The 22,848-nt window shown below is 40.6% G+C and carries 20 protein-coding genes; 14 read left to right on the forward strand and 6 right to left on the reverse strand.

Annotated features, from left to right (window positions below):
- Positions 1-61: 61 nt before the first annotated feature.
- The 3 genes from F2B13_RS18360 to lptB all read left to right on the forward strand — a co-directional run bounded on the left by F2B13_RS18360 (position 62) and on the right by lptB (position 2,713).
- The gene (locus F2B13_RS18360) at positions 62-1,027 is read left to right on the forward strand and encodes a KpsF/GutQ family sugar-phosphate isomerase (RefSeq protein WP_149275289.1); all 966 of its coding nucleotides are present in this window, start codon (positions 62-64) and stop codon (positions 1,025-1,027) included.
- Positions 1,027-1,881, forward strand: coding sequence for a twin-arginine translocase subunit TatC (gene tatC / locus F2B13_RS18365; protein WP_149275288.1), 855 nt, complete (start codon positions 1,027-1,029; stop codon positions 1,879-1,881). Before F2B13_RS18360 ends, tatC begins: the two co-directional genes overlap by 1 nt.
- Positions 1,882-1,972: 91 nt before the next feature.
- The gene (lptB, locus tag F2B13_RS18370) at positions 1,973-2,713 is read left to right on the forward strand and encodes an LPS export ABC transporter ATP-binding protein (RefSeq protein WP_149275287.1); all 741 of its coding nucleotides are present in this window, start codon (positions 1,973-1,975) and stop codon (positions 2,711-2,713) included.
- Positions 2,714-2,728: 15 nt separating this feature from the next.
- On the opposite strand, the gene F2B13_RS18375 is transcribed toward lptB, so the two are convergent.
- Positions 2,729-3,490, reverse strand: a complete 762-nt coding sequence (locus tag F2B13_RS18375; RefSeq protein WP_149275286.1) for a CDP-alcohol phosphatidyltransferase family protein — start codon at positions 3,488-3,490, stop codon at positions 2,729-2,731.
- A gap of 104 nt (positions 3,491-3,594) precedes the next feature.
- On the opposite strand from F2B13_RS18375, the gene F2B13_RS18380 reads away from it, so the two are divergent.
- From F2B13_RS18380 to F2B13_RS18415, 8 genes are all read left to right on the forward strand, one after another.
- The gene (locus F2B13_RS18380) at positions 3,595-4,773 is read left to right on the forward strand and encodes an Lnb N-terminal periplasmic domain-containing protein (RefSeq protein ID WP_149304807.1); all 1,179 of its coding nucleotides are present in this window, start codon (positions 3,595-3,597) and stop codon (positions 4,771-4,773) included.
- A gap of 3 nt (positions 4,774-4,776) precedes the next feature.
- Complete coding sequence (locus F2B13_RS18385) at positions 4,777-6,654, forward strand: ABC-F family ATP-binding cassette domain-containing protein (RefSeq protein WP_149304808.1); 1,878 nt, start codon at positions 4,777-4,779, stop codon at positions 6,652-6,654.
- Between the two features lie 144 nt (positions 6,655-6,798).
- Positions 6,799-7,308 (forward strand): hypothetical protein, encoded by a 510-nt coding sequence (locus F2B13_RS18390; protein ID WP_149304809.1) that lies wholly within the window; start codon positions 6,799-6,801, stop codon positions 7,306-7,308.
- A 246-nt stretch (positions 7,309-7,554) separates the two neighbouring features.
- Positions 7,555-8,142 carry a cob(I)yrinic acid a,c-diamide adenosyltransferase gene (locus tag F2B13_RS18395; protein WP_149275282.1) on the forward strand — a complete coding sequence of 196 codons (588 nt, stop codon included), beginning with the start codon at positions 7,555-7,557 and terminating at the stop codon, positions 8,140-8,142.
- Positions 8,143-8,297: 155 nt separating this feature from the next.
- The gene (locus tag F2B13_RS18400) at positions 8,298-8,522 is read left to right on the forward strand and encodes a DUF2795 domain-containing protein (RefSeq protein WP_013994285.1); all 225 of its coding nucleotides are present in this window, start codon (positions 8,298-8,300) and stop codon (positions 8,520-8,522) included.
- 192 nt (positions 8,523-8,714) lie between these two features.
- Entirely contained in the window at positions 8,715-12,077 is a 3,363-nt protein-coding gene (gene secA / locus F2B13_RS18405; RefSeq protein ID WP_149304810.1) for a preprotein translocase subunit SecA, read from the forward strand.
- A gap of 271 nt (positions 12,078-12,348) precedes the next feature.
- The gene (locus F2B13_RS18410; protein WP_149304811.1) at positions 12,349-13,587 is read left to right on the forward strand and encodes a sensor histidine kinase; all 1,239 of its coding nucleotides are present in this window, start codon (positions 12,349-12,351) and stop codon (positions 13,585-13,587) included.
- A 356-nt stretch (positions 13,588-13,943) separates the two neighbouring features.
- Positions 13,944-14,984, forward strand: a complete 1,041-nt coding sequence (locus tag F2B13_RS18415) for a sensor histidine kinase (protein ID WP_232622961.1) — start codon at positions 13,944-13,946, stop codon at positions 14,982-14,984.
- A gap of 232 nt (positions 14,985-15,216) precedes the next feature.
- Here F2B13_RS18415 and F2B13_RS18420 read toward each other — a convergent pair whose 3' ends face one another.
- The 3 genes from F2B13_RS18420 to F2B13_RS18430 all read right to left on the reverse strand — a co-directional run bounded on the left by F2B13_RS18420 (position 15,217) and on the right by F2B13_RS18430 (position 17,251).
- Complete coding sequence (locus F2B13_RS18420) at positions 15,217-15,468, reverse strand: hypothetical protein (protein WP_149304812.1); 252 nt, start codon at positions 15,466-15,468, stop codon at positions 15,217-15,219.
- Positions 15,469-15,708: 240 nt separating this feature from the next.
- A complete protein-coding gene (locus F2B13_RS18425; RefSeq protein WP_149304813.1) occupies positions 15,709-16,809 on the reverse strand; it encodes a PepSY-associated TM helix domain-containing protein in 1,101 nt (366 codons plus the stop codon).
- Between the two features lie 199 nt (positions 16,810-17,008).
- The gene (locus tag F2B13_RS18430; RefSeq protein ID WP_149275276.1) at positions 17,009-17,251 is read right to left on the reverse strand and encodes a hypothetical protein; all 243 of its coding nucleotides are present in this window, start codon (positions 17,249-17,251) and stop codon (positions 17,009-17,011) included.
- A gap of 359 nt (positions 17,252-17,610) precedes the next feature.
- Between F2B13_RS18430 and F2B13_RS18435 the strand changes: the two genes are divergently transcribed.
- A complete protein-coding gene (locus tag F2B13_RS18435) occupies positions 17,611-17,958 on the forward strand; it encodes a VOC family protein (protein ID WP_149275275.1) in 348 nt (115 codons plus the stop codon).
- A gap of 44 nt (positions 17,959-18,002) precedes the next feature.
- Positions 18,003-19,433 (forward strand): sulfatase-like hydrolase/transferase, encoded by a 1,431-nt coding sequence (locus F2B13_RS18440; protein WP_149304814.1) that lies wholly within the window; start codon positions 18,003-18,005, stop codon positions 19,431-19,433.
- A gap of 130 nt (positions 19,434-19,563) precedes the next feature.
- Here F2B13_RS18440 and F2B13_RS18445 read toward each other — a convergent pair whose 3' ends face one another.
- On the reverse strand, positions 19,564-19,803 hold the full coding sequence (locus tag F2B13_RS18445) for a hypothetical protein (RefSeq protein ID WP_149275273.1): 240 nt from the start codon (positions 19,801-19,803) through the stop codon (positions 19,564-19,566).
- A 235-nt stretch (positions 19,804-20,038) separates the two neighbouring features.
- On the opposite strand from F2B13_RS18445, the gene F2B13_RS18450 reads away from it, so the two are divergent.
- Positions 20,039-20,218, forward strand: coding sequence for a hypothetical protein (locus F2B13_RS18450; RefSeq protein WP_149275272.1), 180 nt, complete (start codon positions 20,039-20,041; stop codon positions 20,216-20,218).
- Positions 20,219-20,298: 80 nt separating this feature from the next.
- Here the strand turns inward: F2B13_RS18450 and F2B13_RS18455 are convergent, their stop codons facing one another.
- The gene (locus F2B13_RS18455; RefSeq protein ID WP_232625265.1) at positions 20,299-22,848 is read right to left on the reverse strand and encodes an ABC transporter permease; all 2,550 of its coding nucleotides are present in this window, start codon (positions 22,846-22,848) and stop codon (positions 20,299-20,301) included.

The raw sequence follows: 22,848 nt of genomic DNA on the forward strand, positions 1-22,848 counted from the left end.
ACTATCGATGTAATTAAGATTTCTTTAGACTGAACCGGAACCTAAAAAGAAAGAGTACAAATTGAGCGATCACAAAGCTATTCTGGCGACAGCCAAGAAAACCATAGAAACCGAAAGCGCATCGATTCTTCATCTCGCCGATTTATTGAACGATGATTTTGCCCGCGCAGTCAACTGCATTGTCGACTCTAACGGTCGGGTAATTGTTTCCGGAATTGGAAAAAGCGCCATTATCGCTTCAAAAATAGTCGCCACCTTAAATTCAACGGGAACTCCGGCCATTTTCATGCATGCCGGTGACGCTATTCACGGTGATCTGGGCACCATTCAAGACAATGATGTGGTCATCTGTATTTCAAAAAGTGGCAGTACACCAGAGATCAAAATGTTGGTTCCACTAATAAAACGGGGTAAGAACAAATTGATTGGGATGACGGGCAACCCCAATTCATATTTGGCCGATCAAGCCGATTTCATATTGAATACCTATGTCGACAAAGAGGCCTGTCCAAATAATTTGGCCCCTACGACAAGTACAACGGCGCAGTTGGTCATGGGCGATGCATTGGCCATTTGTCTCTTGAAGCTGAAAGGTTTTAGCAGTAAAGATTTCGCCAAGTACCACCCTGGAGGTGCCTTGGGTAAAAGGCTCTATCTTAGGGTTTCCGACATTGTGGCCAAGAACCAAAAACCCGAGGTCGATATCAATACCGATGTTAAAAAGGTCATCGTTGAAATTTCGGAAAAAATGTTGGGCGTTACTGCAGTTACCGATAATGGAAATCTAGTAGGCATCATTACCGACGGTGATATTCGAAGAATGCTTAATAAATATGACAATATCAGCGGGCTCATCGCAAAGCATATCATGACCTCGAACCCAAAGACCATTGCTGTAGATGTTCTGGCCATTGAGGCCTTGGAACAGATGCAAGACAAAGGTATTTCACAATTATTGGGTGTGGATGGCAAAAACTATAAGGGTGTTGTACATTTGCATAACTTGATTAACGAAGGCATACTATAATGGCAAAAAAGAATACCAAGTCTCCCGACGAAATGTCGTTTTTAGATCATTTGGAAGAATTACGATGGCATCTTATACGGTCTGTTTTTGCAGTCTTAATTATTGGTTTTGTAGCCTTTTTGATGAAAAGGTTCATGTTTGATACCATAATCCTTGGTCCCTCGCAAATGAGTTTCCCTACTTATCGATTTTTTTGCGATGTCGCAACCTATTTTGGGTCAGATTCGGCTTTTTGTGCCGAAAAACTTCCTTTTACCCTTCAAAGTCGCCAAATGGCCGCGCAGTTTTCAATGCACATTTGGACCTCGATATGGGCCGGATTCATACTCGGTTTCCCTTATATACTTTACGAACTATGGAAATTTATTAGTCCTGGACTCCATCCGAACGAAAAAAAGCATTCGAAGGGGTTTATTTTGATTGCATCCTCGCTCTTTTTTATTGGGGTGCTTTTTGGTTATTACGTAGTGGCGCCGTTGTCCATCAACTTTTTGGGCACATACCAAGTAAGCGAAATGATCCTGAACGAATTCGACATCGATGACTTTATTGGAAACGTAAGAACGGCAGTTTTAGCCTGTGGTATTATTTTCGAGCTGCCCATTATTATTTTCTTTTTGACCAAAGTAGGACTTGTTACCCCTGAGATAATGAAAAAATACCGAAAAATCGCTCTGGTGATTGTTTTGATTATCTCAGCCGTAATTACCCCTCCCGATGTTACGAGCCAAATTATTGTGGCTGTACCCGTTTTGATACTATATCAAGTAAGTATCTATATTTCAAAAATGGTACTTAAAAGAGAAGCCCGGCGAGAACAAAAGGAAAAACAAAAAGGGTTAAAGAAAATGTAAACGGAAGGCCTTTTTCAAAGTTTATTGCTTTTTTTGTCTAGACCGTTAACAGACCTAATCTTGAACCTACAACAAATCATGAAATCAACCCATGAAGCTCAGAGCTGAAAATATCATGAAGGCCTACCGTGGTCGAAAGGTCGTAAAGGGTATTTCTTTGGAAGTAAACCAAGGAGAAATAATAGGGCTTCTTGGACCTAATGGCGCGGGAAAGACTACCTCATTTTACATGATAGTAGGCCTGATCAAGCCCAATGGGGGAAAGATTTTTCTTGACGGCACCGATATTACCAAGTATCCCATGTACAAAAGGGCTCAGAACGGTATTGGTTATTTGGCCCAGGAGGCGTCGGTTTTCAGAAAACTCAGTATCGAAAAGAATATTCTGAGCGTGCTTCAGCTTACCAAAATGAGCAAAAAAGAGCAGCTGATGAAAATGGAATCGCTAATTGAAGAGTTCGGTCTCGGCCACATTCGAAAAAACCGGGGCGATTTACTTTCGGGTGGGGAGCGACGAAGAACCGAGATTGCCCGTGCCTTGGCGACCGACCCAAAATTTATACTCCTCGATGAACCATTTGCCGGGGTAGATCCCGTTGCCGTAGAAGATATTCAACGTATCGTCGCCCAATTAAAGAATAAAAATATTGGAATACTTATCACCGACCATAATGTTCAAGAAACCTTGGCCATCACTGAGCGGTCTTACTTGATGTTCGAAGGCGGTATTTTGAAGTCAGGTATTCCAGAAGATCTTGCAGCCGACGAAATGGTACGCAAGGTATATTTAGGGCAAAATTTTGAGCTTAGAAAAAAGAAACTTGACTTCTAAGTCTTCTGAACTACTTCACTCATTTAAGGTACCCTTCAAGCTCAATTTTGCAATGAGCGAACTTGCTATATAAAAAAGAATGATGAAGGGTATCGCCAAAAACTTAAGGGTGATTAGAAGTACAAAGCTTATGACGATGAATATGTAGCGCAAAGCGTTATCCTTAAAACTCCAATTTTTAAACTTCAGTGCGAATAGCTCTATTTTTGAGTTCAAGAGGTATGCACTTAAAAACGTGACGCCGATCAAAAACCATGGGTTCAAAATGATTTGGTTGAGCACGTCATTGTTTTGAAATAGCAATACCAAGGGCAATGATAGAATCAACAGCGCATTTGCGGGCGTGGGCAAACCTACAAAAGAAGACACCTGATTTTCATCGAGATTGAACTTGGCCAACCGATACGCCGAGGCCAAAGTAATTAAAAAACCCAAAAGGGGGAGCGGCCGGCTTAGTAAGGTTACACCAGGGCTTGAATGATGAACAAAAGAATCGGCATTCCACCCTCCGGTAACCGACATGCCCAGAAGCTGAAACATAACTATTCCAGGAACAAGGCCACTTGTGATTACATCTGCCAAAGAATCTAATTGCAGGCCTAATTCACTTTGTACACCCAATAGTCTTGCAGCCAACCCATCGAAAAAATCAAAGAATATCCCCAGAAAAACGAACAGGGCAGCCCATTCCAACTGATTTAAAACCGCAAATACCACAGCAACGCATCCACAGAAAACATTGAGTAACGTAATAAGGTTTGGTATATGTCTTTTCATAATATGTAAGGGGTTTAAAGTAAAAATAAGACATTTTACCATACTCCATGCCAGACCATATTTTATTCGGATATTTGTGCCGTCGATTTCAGTAGAAAAATCCAATGACGGCAAAAAAAATACTTCTTACTTTACTATTGCTGCCTTGTATCTTCGGATACTCCCAAAAAGTTGAGCTTTCTCCCTCCTCGGAAATAAGTGTAATCACCTGTGGGCCCGGCAACGAAATGTATTCGATTTTCGGTCATAGCGCCATTCGCGTCTACGATGCGACTCAGGGGTTCGATGTGGTCTACAACTATGGCACCTTCGACTTTACCACCCCCAATTTTACCCTGAAGTTTGCTCGTGGTAAACTGGACTATACGCTTTCACGCCAAAATTTTCCATACTTTTTACTGAACTATGAGGAGGAAAATCGATGGGTCAAGAGTCAAAAGTTAGATTTGTCGCTCGAACAACGACAGGCCGTATTCAGCATTTTAGAAACGAATTACCTTCCTCAGAACCGGGACTACAAATACGATTTCTTCTATAATAACTGCGCCACCAAAATTTGGGACGTTCTTAAAAAGGCTTTTGGAAAAGCTTTGGTTTTTGAAGAAAATTATTTAAATGAACGCTACACCCATCGTGAGCTGATACGGCAAAACGTGCCTATAAACACATGGCTGGGTTTCGGTATCGACCTTGCCTTGGGCTCGGTAATCGACCATACGGCCTCGCCAAAAGAGCATATGTTCTTACCCGCCTATACAATGGAAGAGATTGAAGTGGCCAAGTTGGGCCCAAAAGCACTGGCTCTTCCTGTCGAAACAATTTTTAAAGAACGACCTGAAGAAGAGCATGCTATCTTTCTTTTATCTCCAGGCTTTTGGTTAAGTTTCTTTTTCGTTTTCGTACTAGCTCTTACCTATTTGGATTTTAAAAACAACACGCGCAGAAGATGGCTTGATTTTTCATTGTTTTTAGGTACGGGGGTCATTGGTTTCGTAATTATATTCCTTTGGTTTTTTACGGATCATTCTGCCACCGCAGGAAACCTAAATCTGATCTGGGCCTTTCCGTTGAACTTCTTTATGGCCTTCGTGGTAGCTCGAAAAAGAGGACCCAACTGGGTAGCAAAATATGCCCTGTTTTCCATGGTGCTCATTCTTGTTTGTGCCGTATTATGGTTATCGGGTGTACAGATTTTTTCACCGCTACTTATCCTGATTGGGTTAGCCTTGCTCGTTAGATACTTATTTCTATTTTGGTCGTACCAAAAACCAAAACTCGCATAATCAATGAACCTGCTCAGTGTAGAGAACATATCGAAGTCATATGGCGAACTGGTCCTCTTTGAAAATCTTTCATTTGGTGTAAACAAAGATCAAAAAATTGCTCTAATCGCCAAGAACGGCACAGGAAAGACATCTATCTTAAATATTATGTCGGGGACAGACTCGCCGGACTCTGGACAGGTTAATTATCGTAAGGGCATCAGGGTTTCCTTCTTGGAGCAAGAGCCGGCCCTAGACCCTAATCTAACCGTGGAGGAAACGATATTTGCAGCTGATAACGAAATATTAAGGGTAATTCAACGCTATGAGAAGGCCCTTGAAAGTCCTGAAGATGTCGACACCTATCAAAGTGCTTTTGAAGCCATGGAGCGTTTTCATGCCTGGGATTTCGAAACATTATATAAGCAAATACTTTTTAAGCTAAAGCTTGAAGATCTTCATGCCAAAGTTGGCCTTCTTTCGGGTGGCCAAAAAAAGCGTTTGGCCCTTGCCAATGCGCTCATCAACAAACCAGACCTCTTGGTTCTGGACGAACCCACAAACCACCTCGACCTTGAAATGATCGAATGGCTCGAAGAATACTTCGCCAAAGAAAATATTACCCTTTTCATGGTCACACACGATCGTTTTTTTCTTGAAAGGGTTTGCAACGAAATTCTAGAGTTAGATAACGGTCAACTGTATGCCTACAAGGGTAATTATTCATATTATCTAGAAAAGAAAGAAGCGAGACTCGAACAAGAAGCCGTCGAACAACACAAATCGCAGCAATTGTTCAAAAAAGAGCTCGAATGGATGCGAAAACAACCAAAGGCCAGAACCACAAAATCAAAGTCCCGCATAGACGATTTTCAAGACATCAAGCAAAAGGCCAACCAGCGTAGAAAGGAACATGAAATACAACTGGAGATCAATATGGAACGTATGGGCAGTAAGATTTTGGAACTGCACAAGATTTCCAAGTCTTTTCCCGGCAAGCCCATATTGGACCAATTCGATTATACCTTTACCACCGGGGAGCGGGTCGGCATCATCGGAAAAAACGGTACGGGAAAATCGACCTTTTTGAATATCATTACGGGTATCGAAAAACCCGATGGCGGTAAGGTCGTTGTTGGCGAAACCATCAGGTTCGGCTACTATACCCAAAAGGGAATCGAGATAAAACAGGGTCAAAAGGTCATCGATGTAATTCGTGATTTTGGTGATTTTATTCCCCTAAAAAAAGGAAGGCAAATTTCGGCACAACAATTGTTGGAGCGTTTTCTTTTCGATCGGAAAAAACAGTACGACTTTGTGGAAAAGCTCAGTGGAGGCGAACGAAAACGTTTGTATTTGTGCACGGTACTGATCCAAAATCCTAACTTTTTGATATTGGACGAACCTACCAACGATCTTGATATCGTGACCTTAAACGTGCTTGAAAGTTTTCTTCTTGACTTTCCCGGATGCCTTTTGGTCGTTTCCCACGATCGCTATTTCATGGATAAAATCGTCGACCACCTCTTTGTTTTCCGGGGTAATACGGTTATTGAGGATTTCCCTGGAAACTATTCCGATTATCGGGCCTATGAGGATAGTAAGATTGCAGAAGTACGAATTGAAAAAGCGAGCAACAAAGAAAAAAACTCACAAAGTGCGAAGGTTCAAAATCCAGATAGCAGGAGTAAGCTTTCCTATCTCGAACAGAAGGAGTACAGAAACCTTGAAAGAGATATTCAGAATCTTGAGCTGAAGAAAAAGAAGTTACAGCAAAAATTTGCTGACGACTCCCTTACCGGCACCGAAATCGACCAATTATCCATAGACTTACAGGAAATCATCAATAGCATAGATAGTAAAACAGAAAGATGGTTCGAATTATCAGCCCTTTTGGAATAACCGTAGAATACGTTTTACATTTGAAGGTAGAACTCCTATTTATGAACCTAAGCTCACTTTTTTTGATGTATGCTAGCTTGAAAAATCGCCCCTGTCTCCCTTAAAGGGTCCGGAAAACGTATTTAAAAAATTAAATGACCCATCGTGCATAGACTTTTGCCTTACTTGAAATTTCTCATGGCATCCTCTAACCAACACGGTGTACACTCCCCCTTTATATATAACTATATTACCAAATGTATCTATAGGTCTACCCCTTCTGCTTCGCGGCATGCGAAGTCGATTCAAGTTCTGCTCAAGAGCATAGACTACTTTAACGTGAAAAAATTAAGGCTTCCTGCAGAAGACGAGAAGCTCAAATTACTGATAGAAAGCCGATTTCCCTACATTGAATTCGAGGGCGATACTTATGATATCCTTTACTTTACCAAATCAGAACTAAGAAAATTGCCCTCCATACTTTCGAAAGGTGACTGCGTGCACAATCAATCGTTACTGTTGCTTGATGGTATTCATTACAACAAACGGTCTGAAGAAGCATGGAACCGGATACTAACCGATAAAAAAGCGAGGGTTACCGTAGATATGTTCTATTGTGGAGCAATATTCTTCCGCAATGAGCAGGCCGAAGAACATTTTAAAATACGAATTTGATTCATTAACTTTAAGTAATTCGAATTTCAACTCATGGATTATTCTATTTTTGCCGTATTAGCCATATTATTCTTAGTATATCTATTTATAACCTTTTATAACAAAAGACGTTCGGGAAGGCGAAAGAACAGAAAGTTCATGGAAGGCTACAAACGAAAGTCGAATGATAGGAAAGAAGAAAAATGAGGAAAAACACCTTCTTTTACTGATCTCCTTTTTTAATTACTACATTTCAGAACACATAGCATGAAAATATACACCAAAACAGGTGATGATGGTTCTACTGCTCTAATTGGTGGCAAACGAGTCAAAAAACACCATATCAGAATCGAAAGTTATGGCACCGTAGATGAACTAAATTCTTGGCTTGGTCTCATTCGCGATCAAGAGATCGACGAATCATCACAGACCGACCTAGTCTACCTTCAAAACCGGCTATTCATCATTGGAGCCCTTCTTGCTACCGACCCAAAGAAAAAAGAAAACCGCTCTACGCTACCCAAATTGGAAGCGACCGATGTCGAATGGCTAGAAAGGCGAATAGATCAAATGACAGAAAACCTGGCACCATTGACCCATTTTATCCTACCTGGCGGCCACACTATCGTGTCATACTGTCATATTGCGAGAACGGTTTGTCGAAGAGCCGAGCGCATAAGTACCCTTCTTCACGAAAATGAACCCTTCGAAAGACATGCGCTTGTATTTCTAAATCGACTTTCAGATTATCTTTTTGTCTTGGCACGGAAATTGTCTAAAAGTCTTGAGGCAGAAGAAATAAAGTGGATTCCGAAAAAGGCAGGAGATTCTTCCACTGATAAAGAAGTAAAATAAAAAACTTAGTCAGAAGTTTGTGTTTTACTAATAATTTCATTATTTCTTCGTTATGAAATAATTAAAACAAAAATAATAACATAAAAAAGCTTGATTTACTTGGCTATATGTATTTAAAAATTATTTTTGCAAAAATTTAAAATCGAATAAATACCATGTATTGGACATTAGAATTAGCATCCTATCTGAGTGATGCGCCTTGGCCAGCGACAAAAGACGAATTGATAGATTATTCGATTCGAACTGGTGCGCCCCTAGAGGTTGTTGAAAATCTACAGTCTATGGAAGAGGAAGGTGGTGAAATCTATGAATCTATCGAAGAGATTTGGCCCGATTACCCTACAGAAGAAGATTACCTTTGGAACGAGGACGAATATTAATATTATCACGTCAATAGAAACAAAAAAGTCTCCTTGGAGGCTTTTTTTTTATGTAATTTTGGCAGATAATCAATGGTTTTTTCGATATTCTAGAAGTTGGAACACCTTTTGCCTACCTAGAGTAACATTACAAAATAATTATACTTCACCGCAAATTTCTTTTCAATAGCGGTTCAATTATAAACATATACTATGAGTTTTTTAAATTCCGTTCTTAAAGTATTCGTTGGGGACAAATCCGAAAAGGATGTAAAGGCCATGCAGCCTTTAGTCGAGCAAATTAAATCTTACGAAAAAGAACTAGAGCAAATTAGCCATGATGGGCTTCGTAACAAGACCCTATCCTTCAAAGCCAAGATAGCGGAAGATATTAACCACCTTACCGATCATATAAAAGCCCTTGAAGATGAAGTGAAGGTTTCAAACGACATCGATAAGAACGAGGATATCTATACAGAGATCGACAAACTTAAAGAAGAGGCCTACAAGATTACCGAAGGCACCCTCAACGAAATTTTACCGGAAGCTTTTGCCGTGGTCAAGGAAACCGCAAAGCGCTTTGCCAACAACGAAACCCTAACGGTTGCGGCTTCTGAATTCGACCGCAAAATTTCGGGCACTAAAGAGTATGTCAAACTAGAGGAGGACACGGCTATCTGGAGGAACTCTTGGGACGCGGCCGGGAAAGAAGTGACTTGGGATATGGTGCATTACGATGTACAATTGATCGGAGGTATTGCCCTGCACCAAGGTAAAATTGCCGAAATGCAGACCGGGGAAGGAAAAACATTGGTAGCCACACTTCCTTTGTATTTGAATGCCTTGGCCGGTAAAGGGTCTCATTTGGTTACCGTAAACGATTATTTGGCGAAGAGAGATAGCGCTTGGATGGCTCCTATCTTCGAATTTCATGGACTTTCTGTAGACTGTATTGATCACCATCGTCCCAATTCAGAGGGTAGAAGAGCTGCTTATAACGCCGATATTACCTATGGAACGAATAATGAATTCGGTTTCGACTATCTGCGTGACAATATGGCCCATACACCAAAGGATATCGTACAGCGCCCTCACCACTACGCCATTGTCGATGAGGTCGATTCCGTACTGATCGATGATGCACGTACCCCCTTGATTATTTCAGGCCCCGTACCAGAAGGCGATCGCCATGAATTCAATGAATTACGGCCTAAGGTAGCCGATATTGTCAATAAGCAAAAGCAGCACTTGACAGGCGTTCTAGCGGAAGCAAAAAAGCTGATCGCCGAAGGTGACACCAAGGAAGGCGGGTTTTTATTGCTTCGCGTACATAGGGGCCTTCCTAAAAATAAGGCATTGATCAAGTTTCTTAGTGAAGAAGGTGTCAAGCAATTATTGCAGAAGACCGAAAACTATTACATGCAAGACAACAATAGGGAAATGCCGAGGGTAGATGAAGACCTCTTGTTCGTTATCGATGAAAAGAACAATCAAATTGAGCTCACCGACAAGGGGGTAGACTATATCTCAGGGGCTCAAGACAGGGATTTCTTTGTAATGCCAGATATAGGAGGCGAAATTGCCCAGATTGAAAATCAAAATCTTGAAATCGAGAAAGAGGCGGAACTTAAAGAAGAACTTTTTAAGGATTTCGGGGTAAAGAGTGAACGCATACATACGCTCAGCCAACTATTAAAAGCCTACACCCTTTTTGAGAAGGACGTAGAATATGTGGTGATGAACAACAAGGTCATGATTGTCGACGAACAGACCGGACGAATTATGGAAGGCCGTCGCTATTCGGATGGGCTTCACCAAGCTATAGAAGCCAAAGAGAACGTTAAAATCGAAGCTTTGACGCAAACCTTTGCTACGGTAACGCTACAAAATTACTTTAGAATGTACAACAAACTTGCCGGTATGACGGGTACTGCGGTGACAGAGGCAGGTGAATTCTGGGAAATATATAAACTTGATGTAGTTGAAATACCGACCAACCGGCCCATTGCAAGGGACGACAGAAACGACCTCATTTATAAAACAAAACGTGAAAAATACAACGCGATCATTGACGAGGTTACGAAATTGTCTCAGCAGGGAAGACCGGTACTTATTGGTACTACCTCTGTGGAAATATCGGAACTTTTATCGCGAATGTTGACCATACGTAAGGTAGAACATAACGTTTTGAATGCGAAATTACACAAAAAGGAAGCGGATGTAGTCGCACAGGCCGGCAAGCCAGGAGTAGTCACCATTGCGACCAATATGGCCGGTCGCGGTACCGACATCAAATTGACCGATGAGGTTAAAAAAGTGGGAGGTCTAGCGATTATAGGAACGGAACGACACGATTCCCGCCGGGTCGACCGTCAGTTAAGGGGGCGTTCCGGTCGTCAAGGAGATCCAGGTAGCTCTCAGTTCTATGTATCGCTTGAAGATAACCTTATGCGGCTATTTGGTTCTGATCGCGTCGCCAAAATGATGGACAAAATGGGTCTGGAAGAAGGAGAGGTCATACAACACTCCATGATGACCAAGTCCATTGAACGTGCCCAGAAAAAGGTCGAGGAGAACAATTTCGGGGTACGTAAGCGGCTGCTTGAATATGACGACGTTATGAATGCACAACGTGAAGTAGTCTATAAAAGAAGAAGACATGCCCTACATGGCGAACGATTAAAGGTCGATATCGCAAATATGGTATTTGATACCTGTGAAATCATAGCCGATACCAACAAAGCGGCTAACGATTATAAAAATTTCGAATTTGAGCTCATCAAGTATTTTTCAATCACTTCTCCATTGTCGGAAGACGAATTCAACAAGTTGGGTGTACAGGAAATTGCCAGTAAAGTATATTCAGAAGCGTATACGTATTATCAAAAGAAGATGGAGCGAAACGCCGCTACGGCATTTCCCGTAATCAAAAAGGTCTTTGAAGATAATGCGAATAAATTTGAACGTATCGTTGTACCCTTCACCGATGGAATAAAAACGCTAAACGTAGTCACGAATTTACAAGATGCCTATGAAAGCGATGGCCAACAGTTAGTGAACGATTTCGAGAAGAACATCACTTTGGCCATCATTGATGATTCATGGAAAACACATTTGAGAAAAATGGACGAGTTAAAACAATCCGTTCAATTGGCCGTACACGAGCAGAAGGATCCTCTATTGATCTACAAGTTTGAAGCGTTCGAACTCTTTAGAAGCATCATGGACAAGGTTAATAAAGAAGTGGTTTCTTTTTTATACAAAGGAGAACTACCCAGTGGAAGTCCAAATGATATTCAAGAGGCTAGAAATGTTGGTAGACCCAAGGAAAATTTAAAGACTAGCAAAGAAGAGATTCCTAACAGCGACGAACTCGCTGCGCAGAATCGTGCTGCCGGTCAAACCCAAGGTCAACGACCACAGATTACTGAAACCATCACTCGTGAACGGCCCAAAATAGGGCGAAATGAAAAAGTAACTATTAAAAATGTGATGTCAGGGGAGAGCAAGACCGTAAAGTACAAACAAGCGGAGCCCCTTATCGAAACAGGTGAATGGGTACTCACCGAAGATTGATTTAAAACCTCTACATCCAATAGAAATGGGCGATCTTTTTTGTGTTCGAAAATAAAAATCAACAAAAGAACCAATTTTTTTTACTTGAAATTGTAAGTTTTATCGTATTTTGATAAGAATTAAATCGTACAATTGATACGGATTTCACCTTAAATCTATCGAAAGAGTGGCCTAAAAGATGTCCGATGCTAAAGGGGTATTTATACCTGTTTTTTATGCATGAATGAGGAAGTATTTCGAATTACTTGAAAAAATTGCATATAGCCCCCATATGCGAAGTTCAGGCCCGAATCACAATAGAATAGAGGACAAGACCAAGTTGCTCTTAAAGTTTAACTATGTTTCCTCTTTTCTCAGTTTGGTTCTTGGTTTGTTTTGTGTCTTTTTGTTCGAAATAAAAGGAACCATTTCTTTTGTTTTTTTCTTTTATCCAGTGATGAACTTATTGAATGTTGGTGCTTTTGCAAAGCACCACAATCTCACTGCGATGGCCATCTACACTACCCTGTTATCTTGGGTCAGTACCTTGGCGATTACTTTATCAAGCGGAGGAATAAACAGTCCCTTCATTTTTATTTTAGCGATTATTGTGCTTGCCGGTTACATTGCGACCCGATTTTTCGGAGACATATATATGTACGCCATTCTACTTACCATCATCGCAATTTTTTTCATCAATTACTACTATTCCGATTTCATTGAAAACGAGGTACCACAAGAATCAAGGGAAATGTTCGGTCTGGCAAGTATTTTGTTTGCAGTCTACCTCATGGGGTGGATCTTTGGAAAGGATCTAATGAATGCACACTATAAGCTCTACAAGTCAAAGGAAGAGATCGAAAGGCGTATCGACGAAAAGGAAAATCTTCTTCGCGAGGTGCACCATAGGGTAAAAAACAATCTCCAAACCGTTTCAAGTTTGCTAAGCTTACAAGCCAAAAACACAAAGAACGAACAAATAAAAAACGTCGTAAATAGTAGTCAGACCAGAGTAATGTCAATGGCAATGATTCATGAGATGCTCTACATGCGCAATAATCTCTCTAAGATCCAATTTAAATCCTATATTAATGAACTCACCGAATATTTGGTGAGTTCAATTAAAGAAAAAGAAATCGATATTACTATAAATGTTGATATTCCCGACGTTCAATTAGGAATCGATACGGCAATCCCCTTAGGATTATTGATCAATGAAACTCTGACTAACTCCATTAAGTACGCTTTTGAAGACAACTCCAAGGGACAGATCGATATCGTGTTGCGTAAAGAAAAGAATACAGACTCTTATTCCTTACAAATCTGCGATAATGGTATAGGATTCTCACAAGACATCGATTTTAAAAGCGCCGATTCATTAGGTATAAAACTGATTCATAATCTAGCCCGTCAACTAAAAGGTTCGGCCAAAAGGATTTCTACACCCAAAGGAACCAAATACGAAATTCTTTTTCAAGATATAAATAAAACTAAAAAACATAGGTCTGATTTTCGAAGCCATTTTGCGTAGCTCTAAAGGCTTTGAATTTTTTTTTAAATCTTAGTGTTGGAATTAAAATAGTGAAAATGAGAAGGTACCGTCATTTAATTACGGTTCGTTTTTTGATTATTCGGTAAAACATATTTAGTTTTACTCTTTCAATGTCGGTTTTTCTTAAGAATTCTTTTTTTTAAGTTGTAAGTATTTACGTTATGCAAAAAAACAAGAGGTTTGAAGAACGGCTCCGAGATAAGGAAAGACTTGTTGTTAAAGTCAACTATTATACTTCTATTTTCTCACTGATCTTTAGTGGTATTTGCTTTTTTCTGCTTGATATAACTGAGGTTATACCCTACATCTTTCTAAGCTTTGGCGTTTTAAATTTGATGAATACTTTTTCATATAAGTATCATCGAAATTTGATGCTTACCTATAACATTGTTTCGATAATGACCTTGGCAGGTGCCAGTGTCATAACTTTATATAGCGGGGGCATAAATAGTCCCTTTATTTTCGTATTGGCCCTTATAGTGGTAGCAGGCTATGTAACTACTAAAGCCTACGGCTCCCTCTATTTAAACCTTAACTTACTTATTATTGTATTGATATATTCCCAAAGTATAGCCGATTTTAGTTTTGTTACCAATGTGGTTCCTGAAAAATCAAAAAACCTTTTCGCCCTATTAAGTGTGCTCTTCTCGGTGTATTTATTAGGCGGTGTTTTTGGAAAAAACCTATTGCATGCCCATCACAACCTTTATAAAACCAAAAGTGAGCTCGAAGAAAAAATTCTCGAAAAAGAAACCCTTATTAAAGAAGTGCATCACAGAGTTAAAAATAATTTACAGACCGTCTCAAGTCTCCTGAGCCTACAGTCTCGGAGTATTTCTGATAAAGAAGTGAAAAACCTTCTCAAAAGCAGTCAAAACAGGGTAATTTCAATGGCTATGGTTCACGAAATGCTGTATATGAGAGAAGATTTGTCAAAAATAGAATATAAATCATACGTACAAGAGCTAGCGGAATATTTAGTACGTTCGATCAAGGGTACCAGTAGTAATATTACCTTGGATATCGATATTCCCGATGTAAAATTAAATATAGATACGGCTATTCCTTTGGGGCTTCTAATCAACGAAACCGTCACAAATGCCCTTAAATACGGAATTGTCGATGAAAGTAAGGGAGAAATACATATAAGACTCCGCAAAGGGGAAAACAATGAATACGAATTGAATATCGGTGATAATGGCGCAGGTTTTTCGGAAGAACTTACCCATAAAAATTCAAAATCCCTTGGGCTTAAATTAATCCATAATCTGGCACGACAGCTACAGGGATCCATCATAAGAGACCTTACAAAAAGAGGAACGTACTATACCATAAAATTCAGGGAAATAAGCGACCAAATACCTTCGGTAGTCTAAAAAGACGCCTTTTATGGTATCTTCTCTATTCCAAAAGCATTAGATACCTCAAACCTTTTACTTCTCTAATGATGAAGGTATGCGTAAAGGCCTAAGTATACCCTTTGTTTTTGGGAAAACTAGGGAATTGATCAGAACTAAGGCCAAAGCCATTATACAGACTATTATAAACATAGCGATAAAATTTGTGGGCAATTTCAACAATATGTGACTAGGTTAATAAAAATTACCTTTAGGTCAATTTCGAACGATGGAACTCCGTAGTGAAGGTCAACGCTTTTTTTACCCTTGAATTCGGTACTCTGTACAAACGCGTTATGCCGTTTGTGGTGCAATTTTTAATCTCCGGAGTATCTTTAAAAGAGTCCATGCCAAGATCCAAAACAACACCCATTTTAATAGCGTCAACTTTAACATTGATTTCATTATTTGCTAGAGCCATTGCTCCGATGAGGATAAAAATTAGGGTACTTAAAGGTTTCATGATATTTATTTGGGTACCCTAAAGATATTTTCAAAGCCTCCCAAAGCATTCATAACTCGCTGAAAAGCAATAATTATCGCCCTGATAACAGACCTTTGGACGAAGGGTAAAAAAACTTCGATAAAATAAAAAAAGCGCAAATCCAGTCATCGAAACTTCTTGAAGTTCAACGGCAATATAAGACCAACTTCAGACTGTCAAAAAAAAAAATAGGTACGTGCAGAATTCTAAATAGTGAAGTCAGGACTGCCGTTTGCTGGACCAAATAAAAAAACCGGTAATCGGTAATGAAGCCAAGATCAGAGCATTTAAGCTTGCCATTAAGCGACCTATAAAACCGAACAGGTTACCAAGATGGATATCGTAAACTAATCTGTTCAATAAGGTAAAAGAGCTCGCATCCTTGGAAAGTCCATTTTTAAAATGGCCTTTAACTTTTTGACCGCTATATTGATCGAAGTGATAATAATCGGTGCGCCATACCCGCTGCCATGGGTCGATAATGGCCATATTGATAGTTTCCTCTTCACTGTGCGGATAACTGATTCTTAAAAGAAGGTCAGGAAGTGCTCTTAGGTGGCTATAAACCAAACTGTCTATGATATTTTCAAGATTTTGATTTTCAATGTGTTCGGACACATCGGATATCGGGGAATCGTAAACTATCCTATTTTCTTCGGTCAAAACCTTCAATGAGTCTCTGAAAGGTTCAAAACCCCAAAAAATACCTGTTAAGATAGTAAACACCCCAATCCAACACCCATAGAAGCCAAAAACGTTGTGTAAATCATAATTTACTTTTACCGGACGGGCCTTCCATTGCACTTTAAAAGAGTATTTTCGTTTTGATTTCCGTTTCGGCCACCAGAGCACTAGTCCGGTTATAATCATAAAAAGTGACAACAGCGTTATCCAATGAACGATATGCTCTCCGATTTTACCTAATAAAAGATTGCGATGCAGGGGTACCAACGTATTCAACCACCCACGTTTCATATTCTGAAGATGTTGAATCTCGGCCGTATATGGATTCATAAAGGCATAGTAATATGTACCGGGCACATAAAGCAACACATTGGCCGTACGATCCTTTCCCTGAAAAAGTACGGATCGAAAATCACCTTCCGGAAACTCCTCTGCCAGAGTGGCCTTTAATTTAGACACGGGTACAAAAGGCGCGTCTTGTACTATTACCTTCTGTTTATACATCACTGTACTAAATTCAGGTTTCCAGGCCAAAATAGCTCCAGAAAAAGATATTATGAAAAATGGTACCCCTATGGCCAAACCCAGCACGAGATGAATCTTATGAACGTTTTTTTTGAGTCTAAAAGTTGACATAGCCATGCTTTGAGTTCAATTCAACCCTACTAAGATATTGCATCTTTAAACGGCCTCAAAACCATACTCCATAATTTAAAAGTAGAAATACATATGAATCCAATCTTCAAGATAATTCCGGCAAAGATAGGTGTCAAATAAAAAAGCCTCTTGAAGAGGCCCGTCAGAATTTGTATTTTGATGCCGGACTTAGAAAGTACTATGCCATTTTAGGTCGGTTTGCCTTAGTCGAAAAAGAAAGTTCTTTTTTAACCCTTGAATTACTCCTTTTATATAAACGAGCCACCTCATCATTCTTTTCTAAAACTACCTTTTCAAAAGTCGTTCCTTTTACGATAGTCGTTTCAATAGTAGCCACTTTCATTTCTGAAGTCACTTCTTGAACTTGGGCAGATGCGCTGATAAAGGTTACAAAAAAAAGGATAGTTATTAGAGTTTTCATGACTTGCGTTTTTCTATTAAAAAAACGCTCTACCCCCTATTTTAAAGGGTTTCCCTTCGCTGAAAGCATACTGAATTTCGGTAATCTGCATTAGTTCGGACAAACTGTAAAAAAATATCGCTGAACGTTCAAGGGCAGTAAAACACTTTACCGAACTAATGCGTAATTCAACTGCCATTACGCCGTTGGGCTTGTTCAAAAAGCACCCCATTTAATGAAGAATTCAGCCGGTACTACGCAAGGGCTGCCTCTTTTTAGTATCTTGATGGGATAAATGTAGAAATATCTTCTTCTGGTTTTCTATTCGAACAATGTCTAGCAACTGAAAATGCTACGGCCCATAAACCATACGATGGTAGATGAATACAAAAGACAATCATATCAATTATGTGGAATTCAAGGCCATGGATCTTGAAGGCATAAAAAGGTTCTACACTTCGGTATTCGGATGGTCATTTACTGATTATGGACCTGACTATACTGCATTTTCCAATAGTGGCTTACAAGGTGGATTTGAAAGGTCGGATAGCGTTACCTTACAAGGTGCCTTGATTATACTTTACCATAGCGCACTTGAATCGATCCAATCGAAAATCGAAGCTGCTGGGGGTACGATTACGGAACCTATCTTTTCATTTCCAGGGGGACGAAGGTTTCATTTTGCCGATCCCGAGGGTAATGTACTGGCTATCTGGTCTGATAAATAACAATCTACCCTTCACCGAAGGGTTTTAAATCATACGATCTAACTATGCCGGAAACAAAACAACATCCCGATAATCAAGTCGTAATTTGGCTGCTATGTTTGCTTTCGCTTGGCTTGGCTTCTTGTTCTAAAAATACTACCGTCCAAAAGCCAAATATAATTCTCATTTTCATCGATGATATGGGATGGACGGACCTATCATGTTTTGGAAACACCGATGCGCAAACCCCTAATATTGATCGACTTGCTGCCGAGGGGCTGCGCTTTAATCAATTCTATGTAAACTCACCCATTTGTTCACCTTCGCGGGTAGCAATCTCAACGGGCACTTATCCGCAACGATGGCATATAACATCATACCTTGACAATCGCTCGAGAAATGCCGAGCGCGGCATGGCCAATTGGTTAGACCCATCGGCTCCGATGTTAGCGCGTAACCTTAACAAAATGGGTTATGCTACCGGCCATTTCGGAAAATGGCATATGGGCGGTCAACGCGATGTAACCGATGCACCGTTGATTTCAGCGTATGGCTTTGACCAGTCATTGACCAATTTTGAGGGTATGGGTGCCAAGCTGTTACCACTAACTAAAGATGAGAACGGAAAGGTTGGCCGCATTTGGGAAAATGCCGAAATTTTAGGCGGGCCTTTTACTTGGATGCAACGTTCTGAAATAACTTCGGGTTTTATCGACACGGCCCTTGCTTTTATATCGGAAGCAGAGCATGGACAAAAGCCTTTTTATATTAATATTTGGCCAGACGACGTACATAGCCCATATTGGCCACCTTTCGAAGAATACGGTATGGCCAAGGATGCTGGTAAAAGGGGCCTATATCTTGCCGTTCTGGAAGCGATGGACCAACAATTTGGAAAACTTTTCAATTATATCAATGCCGATGAAAAACTTCGAAACAACACGTTAATTTTATTCTGCTCCGACAATGGTCCGGAGTTGGGAGCGGGACAGGCCGGAGAACTAAAAGGCTATAAGACACATTTGTATGAAGGAGGCATTCGATCTTCCCTGATCGTATGGGGACCCGGCTATATCGATAAAGTGTTGCAGGGAGCCCGAAACGAAACATCTGTAATTTCGGCCATCGACATCATGCCATCGTTACTAGATTTTGCTAATGCCAAAAGCCCGAAAAATAAGCCTAAAGATGGTGAAAACGTTTTAGCGACCCTTCTTGGTAGGTCCCGCAAATCTCGAGCAGCACCTATTTACTACAGTCGTCCCCCTGACCGCAAAAATTTTTATGGCTTCAACGATCTGCCTGATTTGGCCATGCGCGAAGGTGATTGGAAGTTGCTATGCGACTATGACGGTGGTAGGCCCGAACTCTACCAAATTACAAAAGACCCGGGAGAACAAACCGATCTTTCAGGAATACATGTCGAGAAAACAAAACTAATGACCAAAATGGTAACGGAATGGTATGCTTCTATGCCTTTATTGAATAACAAATAGCTGGTTGGCCAAAGCCCTGATCCTTTAATACCATGAAAGGGAAAGATTCAGTACAAGATTCCCAGATCTATTTCCCAAAAGGTATAATTTATTAAAAAATTAGGCGTAAGGCACTGACGAGCAATTCGTATCAAGCCATTTTAGGTCTGTTTTTCTTTGTAGTAAAAGAAAGCGCTTTTTTGATTTTAGCGTTGCTACGCTTATATAACCTTGCCACTTCCAGCTTCTTTTCAATAGTTATCTCTTCATAAGTTGGCTGCGCTACACCGGTCATTTCCACGGCTTGATCTTTAAGCGTCACATCTCCTTCTTGAGCTTGGGCAGCTACTCCTACAAAAAGAACAAAAATGATAGTTGCTATGGTTTTCATGACTTGCGTTTTTATATAAATAAAACGCCCTAGCCCCTATGATTAAAGGTTTCCATTCGCTGAATTCAATAAGATTTTCGGTTATCTGCAAAGGTTCGGATAAAGTGTCAGAAAGCTTCGATGAGTGTGCTTTGAGCAAAAAACGCTTTACCGAGACAAGTTGTTTTTTATCGATCTTTTCAAGGGACAAAAAGAATTTTACAATCACTTCAACTTTTTTTCTATTTTTATCCTCATGGATTTAAAGAAAATTTTCGGCACGGTTTTAACTCTATTGGGAATTGGCGGACTTATCTACACCGCGGTTCTTTTCGCAAACGGGACCGGCACGACCAAAATGTTATTGGTATATGGCGTCTTAGGTGCCATCTTCTTCTTTTCAGGGGTGGGATTGGTCAGAAATACCTCTAGTTAGTAAACCGACTTATAAAGTAATTCTAAGTTTCTGGGTACGATTGGGCAGCGCATGCTTTGTTTCGCATTCAGGTACTTCTCTTATGAGGTCTCCCGACGCAACACTTCCAAAGGTGGGCTTTGTAGCACTTTTCTATTGTTCAATAACCCGATACCGAGTACGAGCAGAGTTATAAACGGTAAAACGATCAAGAATGGAATTACAGAAGGTACAAAAGCTGTTTCGAAGATAAACAGGGCCAATAACTGGCTACTGATCAACGATAATAGAATTCCGATAGTACTTCCCAAAATGCCTAAATACAGATACTCTAAAGCAGTGATTTTCAAAATTTGATGATTCCTTGCACCAAGTGTTCGTAGCAGTACATTCTCTTTGATACGCTGGTATTTACTCGTTCTTACCGAACCTATCAATACAATGATTCCTGTTAGGATACTGAAGAAGGCCATAAAATTGATCACCCAGGAAATTTTATCGAGAATACCATCTACCAAAGATAAAAGCTGTCTTAAGTCGAGTATCGAAACTGTCGGAAACTGACTGACCAGTGCTCTCTGTACCTTGGCAGAGGTACGTTCATCTGGGGCGCTCGTGGTCAAAACATGAAATTGGGGCGCATCTTCTAGAATACCTGTAGGGAATACCACGGAAAAATTCAACTGCATGCGGCCCCAGTCTACTTGGCGAATGCTTGCTACTTCTGTTTCCATCAAAACACCTTGTACATTAAAAACCATAGGATCACCAATAGTAACTTGTGCATCGCGAGCTACATTGTCGGAGAGGGAGATGGGAATCACTTCGGTTCGACGAGCCTTACCTTGCCATTTACCGGAAGCTAAGGTTTCCGAAGGTATAAGCGAATCACGATAGGTTACCCTAAATTCATGGTTCAATATCCATCTATTTATAGTGGAAGTCGTGTCGTTGCGTATCTCATTGGCTGTACGGTCCTTTATTTTTTGTATCCTCATCGTTACTATGGGAATGTTATCGATTACGGGTAGATCGTTCTCTCTAAGACGCTCGGCAACCGCCTCTCGCTGTTCGGTCTGTACATCTAACAAAATCATGTTCGGAGTTCGTTTATTGGATTCCAAAGATGTTTTGGCAAGCAATATATCTTTCGAAAAGTATAAAGTACTGATCAAAAAAGCGCCTACACCAATAGCAAGAACCAAAACCATGGTTTGATTGTTCGGACGGAAGAGGTTCAGTAGACTTTGTCTTGACGTATATCCCCAAGATGCCGGGAAATGTTTTTTGACCACCCGCATGAACATCAATGAAATTCCACTAAGAATCGCGAAAACCACAACGATCCCCAAGACAAATGACAAGGCATACTTCCAACTACCCAGTAGCCAGAATGAAAATGCGATGACTGAAAGGATAATGGCCATGAAAACCATAAGATGGGCCTTTCTCGATTTTTTTGAAGGGTATTCCTGTATTCGCAGTGCCTGTAAAGGCGATACATATAACGTAGACAGTAGTGGAGATAGCGCAAATAGCACCGACATAAATAATCCTAATAAAAGACCAAGAACCAAAGGTTGTCCTGAAAATGAAACCTGCACTTCAAAAGGTAAAAAATCTTGTAGAAAAATGGGAAAGGCCTGCTGTAATAGCAATCCTGCCAGGGCTCCAATCAAACCACCAAAGAGGCCCATACCCGCAATTTGGACCAAAAAAATCATAAAGGTCTGTTTTCGAGTGGCTCCTATACATTTCAATACCGCCACCGAAGGCAGCTTCTCTTTGATATAAATATGTACTGAACTTGCAATTCCTACACATCCTAACAAAAGGGCGATGAAAGCCACCAAATTCAAGAATTTTCCAAAATTTTCATACCGCCGCCCAAGTCGTCTTCCGGTAGATGTATGCGTATCCAAATCGGCATTCTCCTTATCAAGAATAGGATCTACTTTTTCATCGAGAGCTTCTAGGTCTTGACCTGGTTTGGCCACAAAGTAAAAATCATACCCCACGCGACTTCCCACCTGCACCAATCCGCTCGCGGCAATGAAGCGATACGGGATAAAAACAGGAGGCGCTATAGAAGCCGACATCCCTGTACTGCCAGGAGCCGAGACAAGGGTACCGATAATGGGAAGCCCAACTTTTCCTATATTAATAGAGTCGCCCGGTTGTAGACCATATTGCAACATCAAGGTGGCGTCTACTAGGGCCCCGCCCGATTTCTGATATTCCGAAGCCGCCGAGGCGGGTTGCGTGTCAAGCTCGCCGTAAAAAGGATAGGCTCCTTCGATACCCTGAACGTTGACCAATTTTGTGGCCCCTGTTTTGGGAAATTGGGCCATAGAGGGAAAACTAACACCTTTCGCATCTGCCCCTCCCAACGAGTCTATGATGGACTCCACCTTTTCGTTCGGGGGTTGATTGCTATCGATAACATAATCGGCACCCATTAGAGCCTTTGATTGAAGGGCAATATTTTCTTTAAGGGATTCGCTGAATGATTGAATGGAGACTACTGCGGCAATTCCTAAAACGATGGAAGCCATAAACAAGACTAGACGCCGTATGCCTGATTTACCATCGCGCCACGCCATTTTCATATACCAACCGAGACCTGCTTTTGACACCTTTTTTATATCCAT

Source organism: Pareuzebyella sediminis, from assembly GCF_008367235.1.
In the GTDB taxonomy this organism is placed as follows: domain Bacteria; phylum Bacteroidota; class Bacteroidia; order Flavobacteriales; family Flavobacteriaceae; genus Pareuzebyella; species Pareuzebyella sediminis.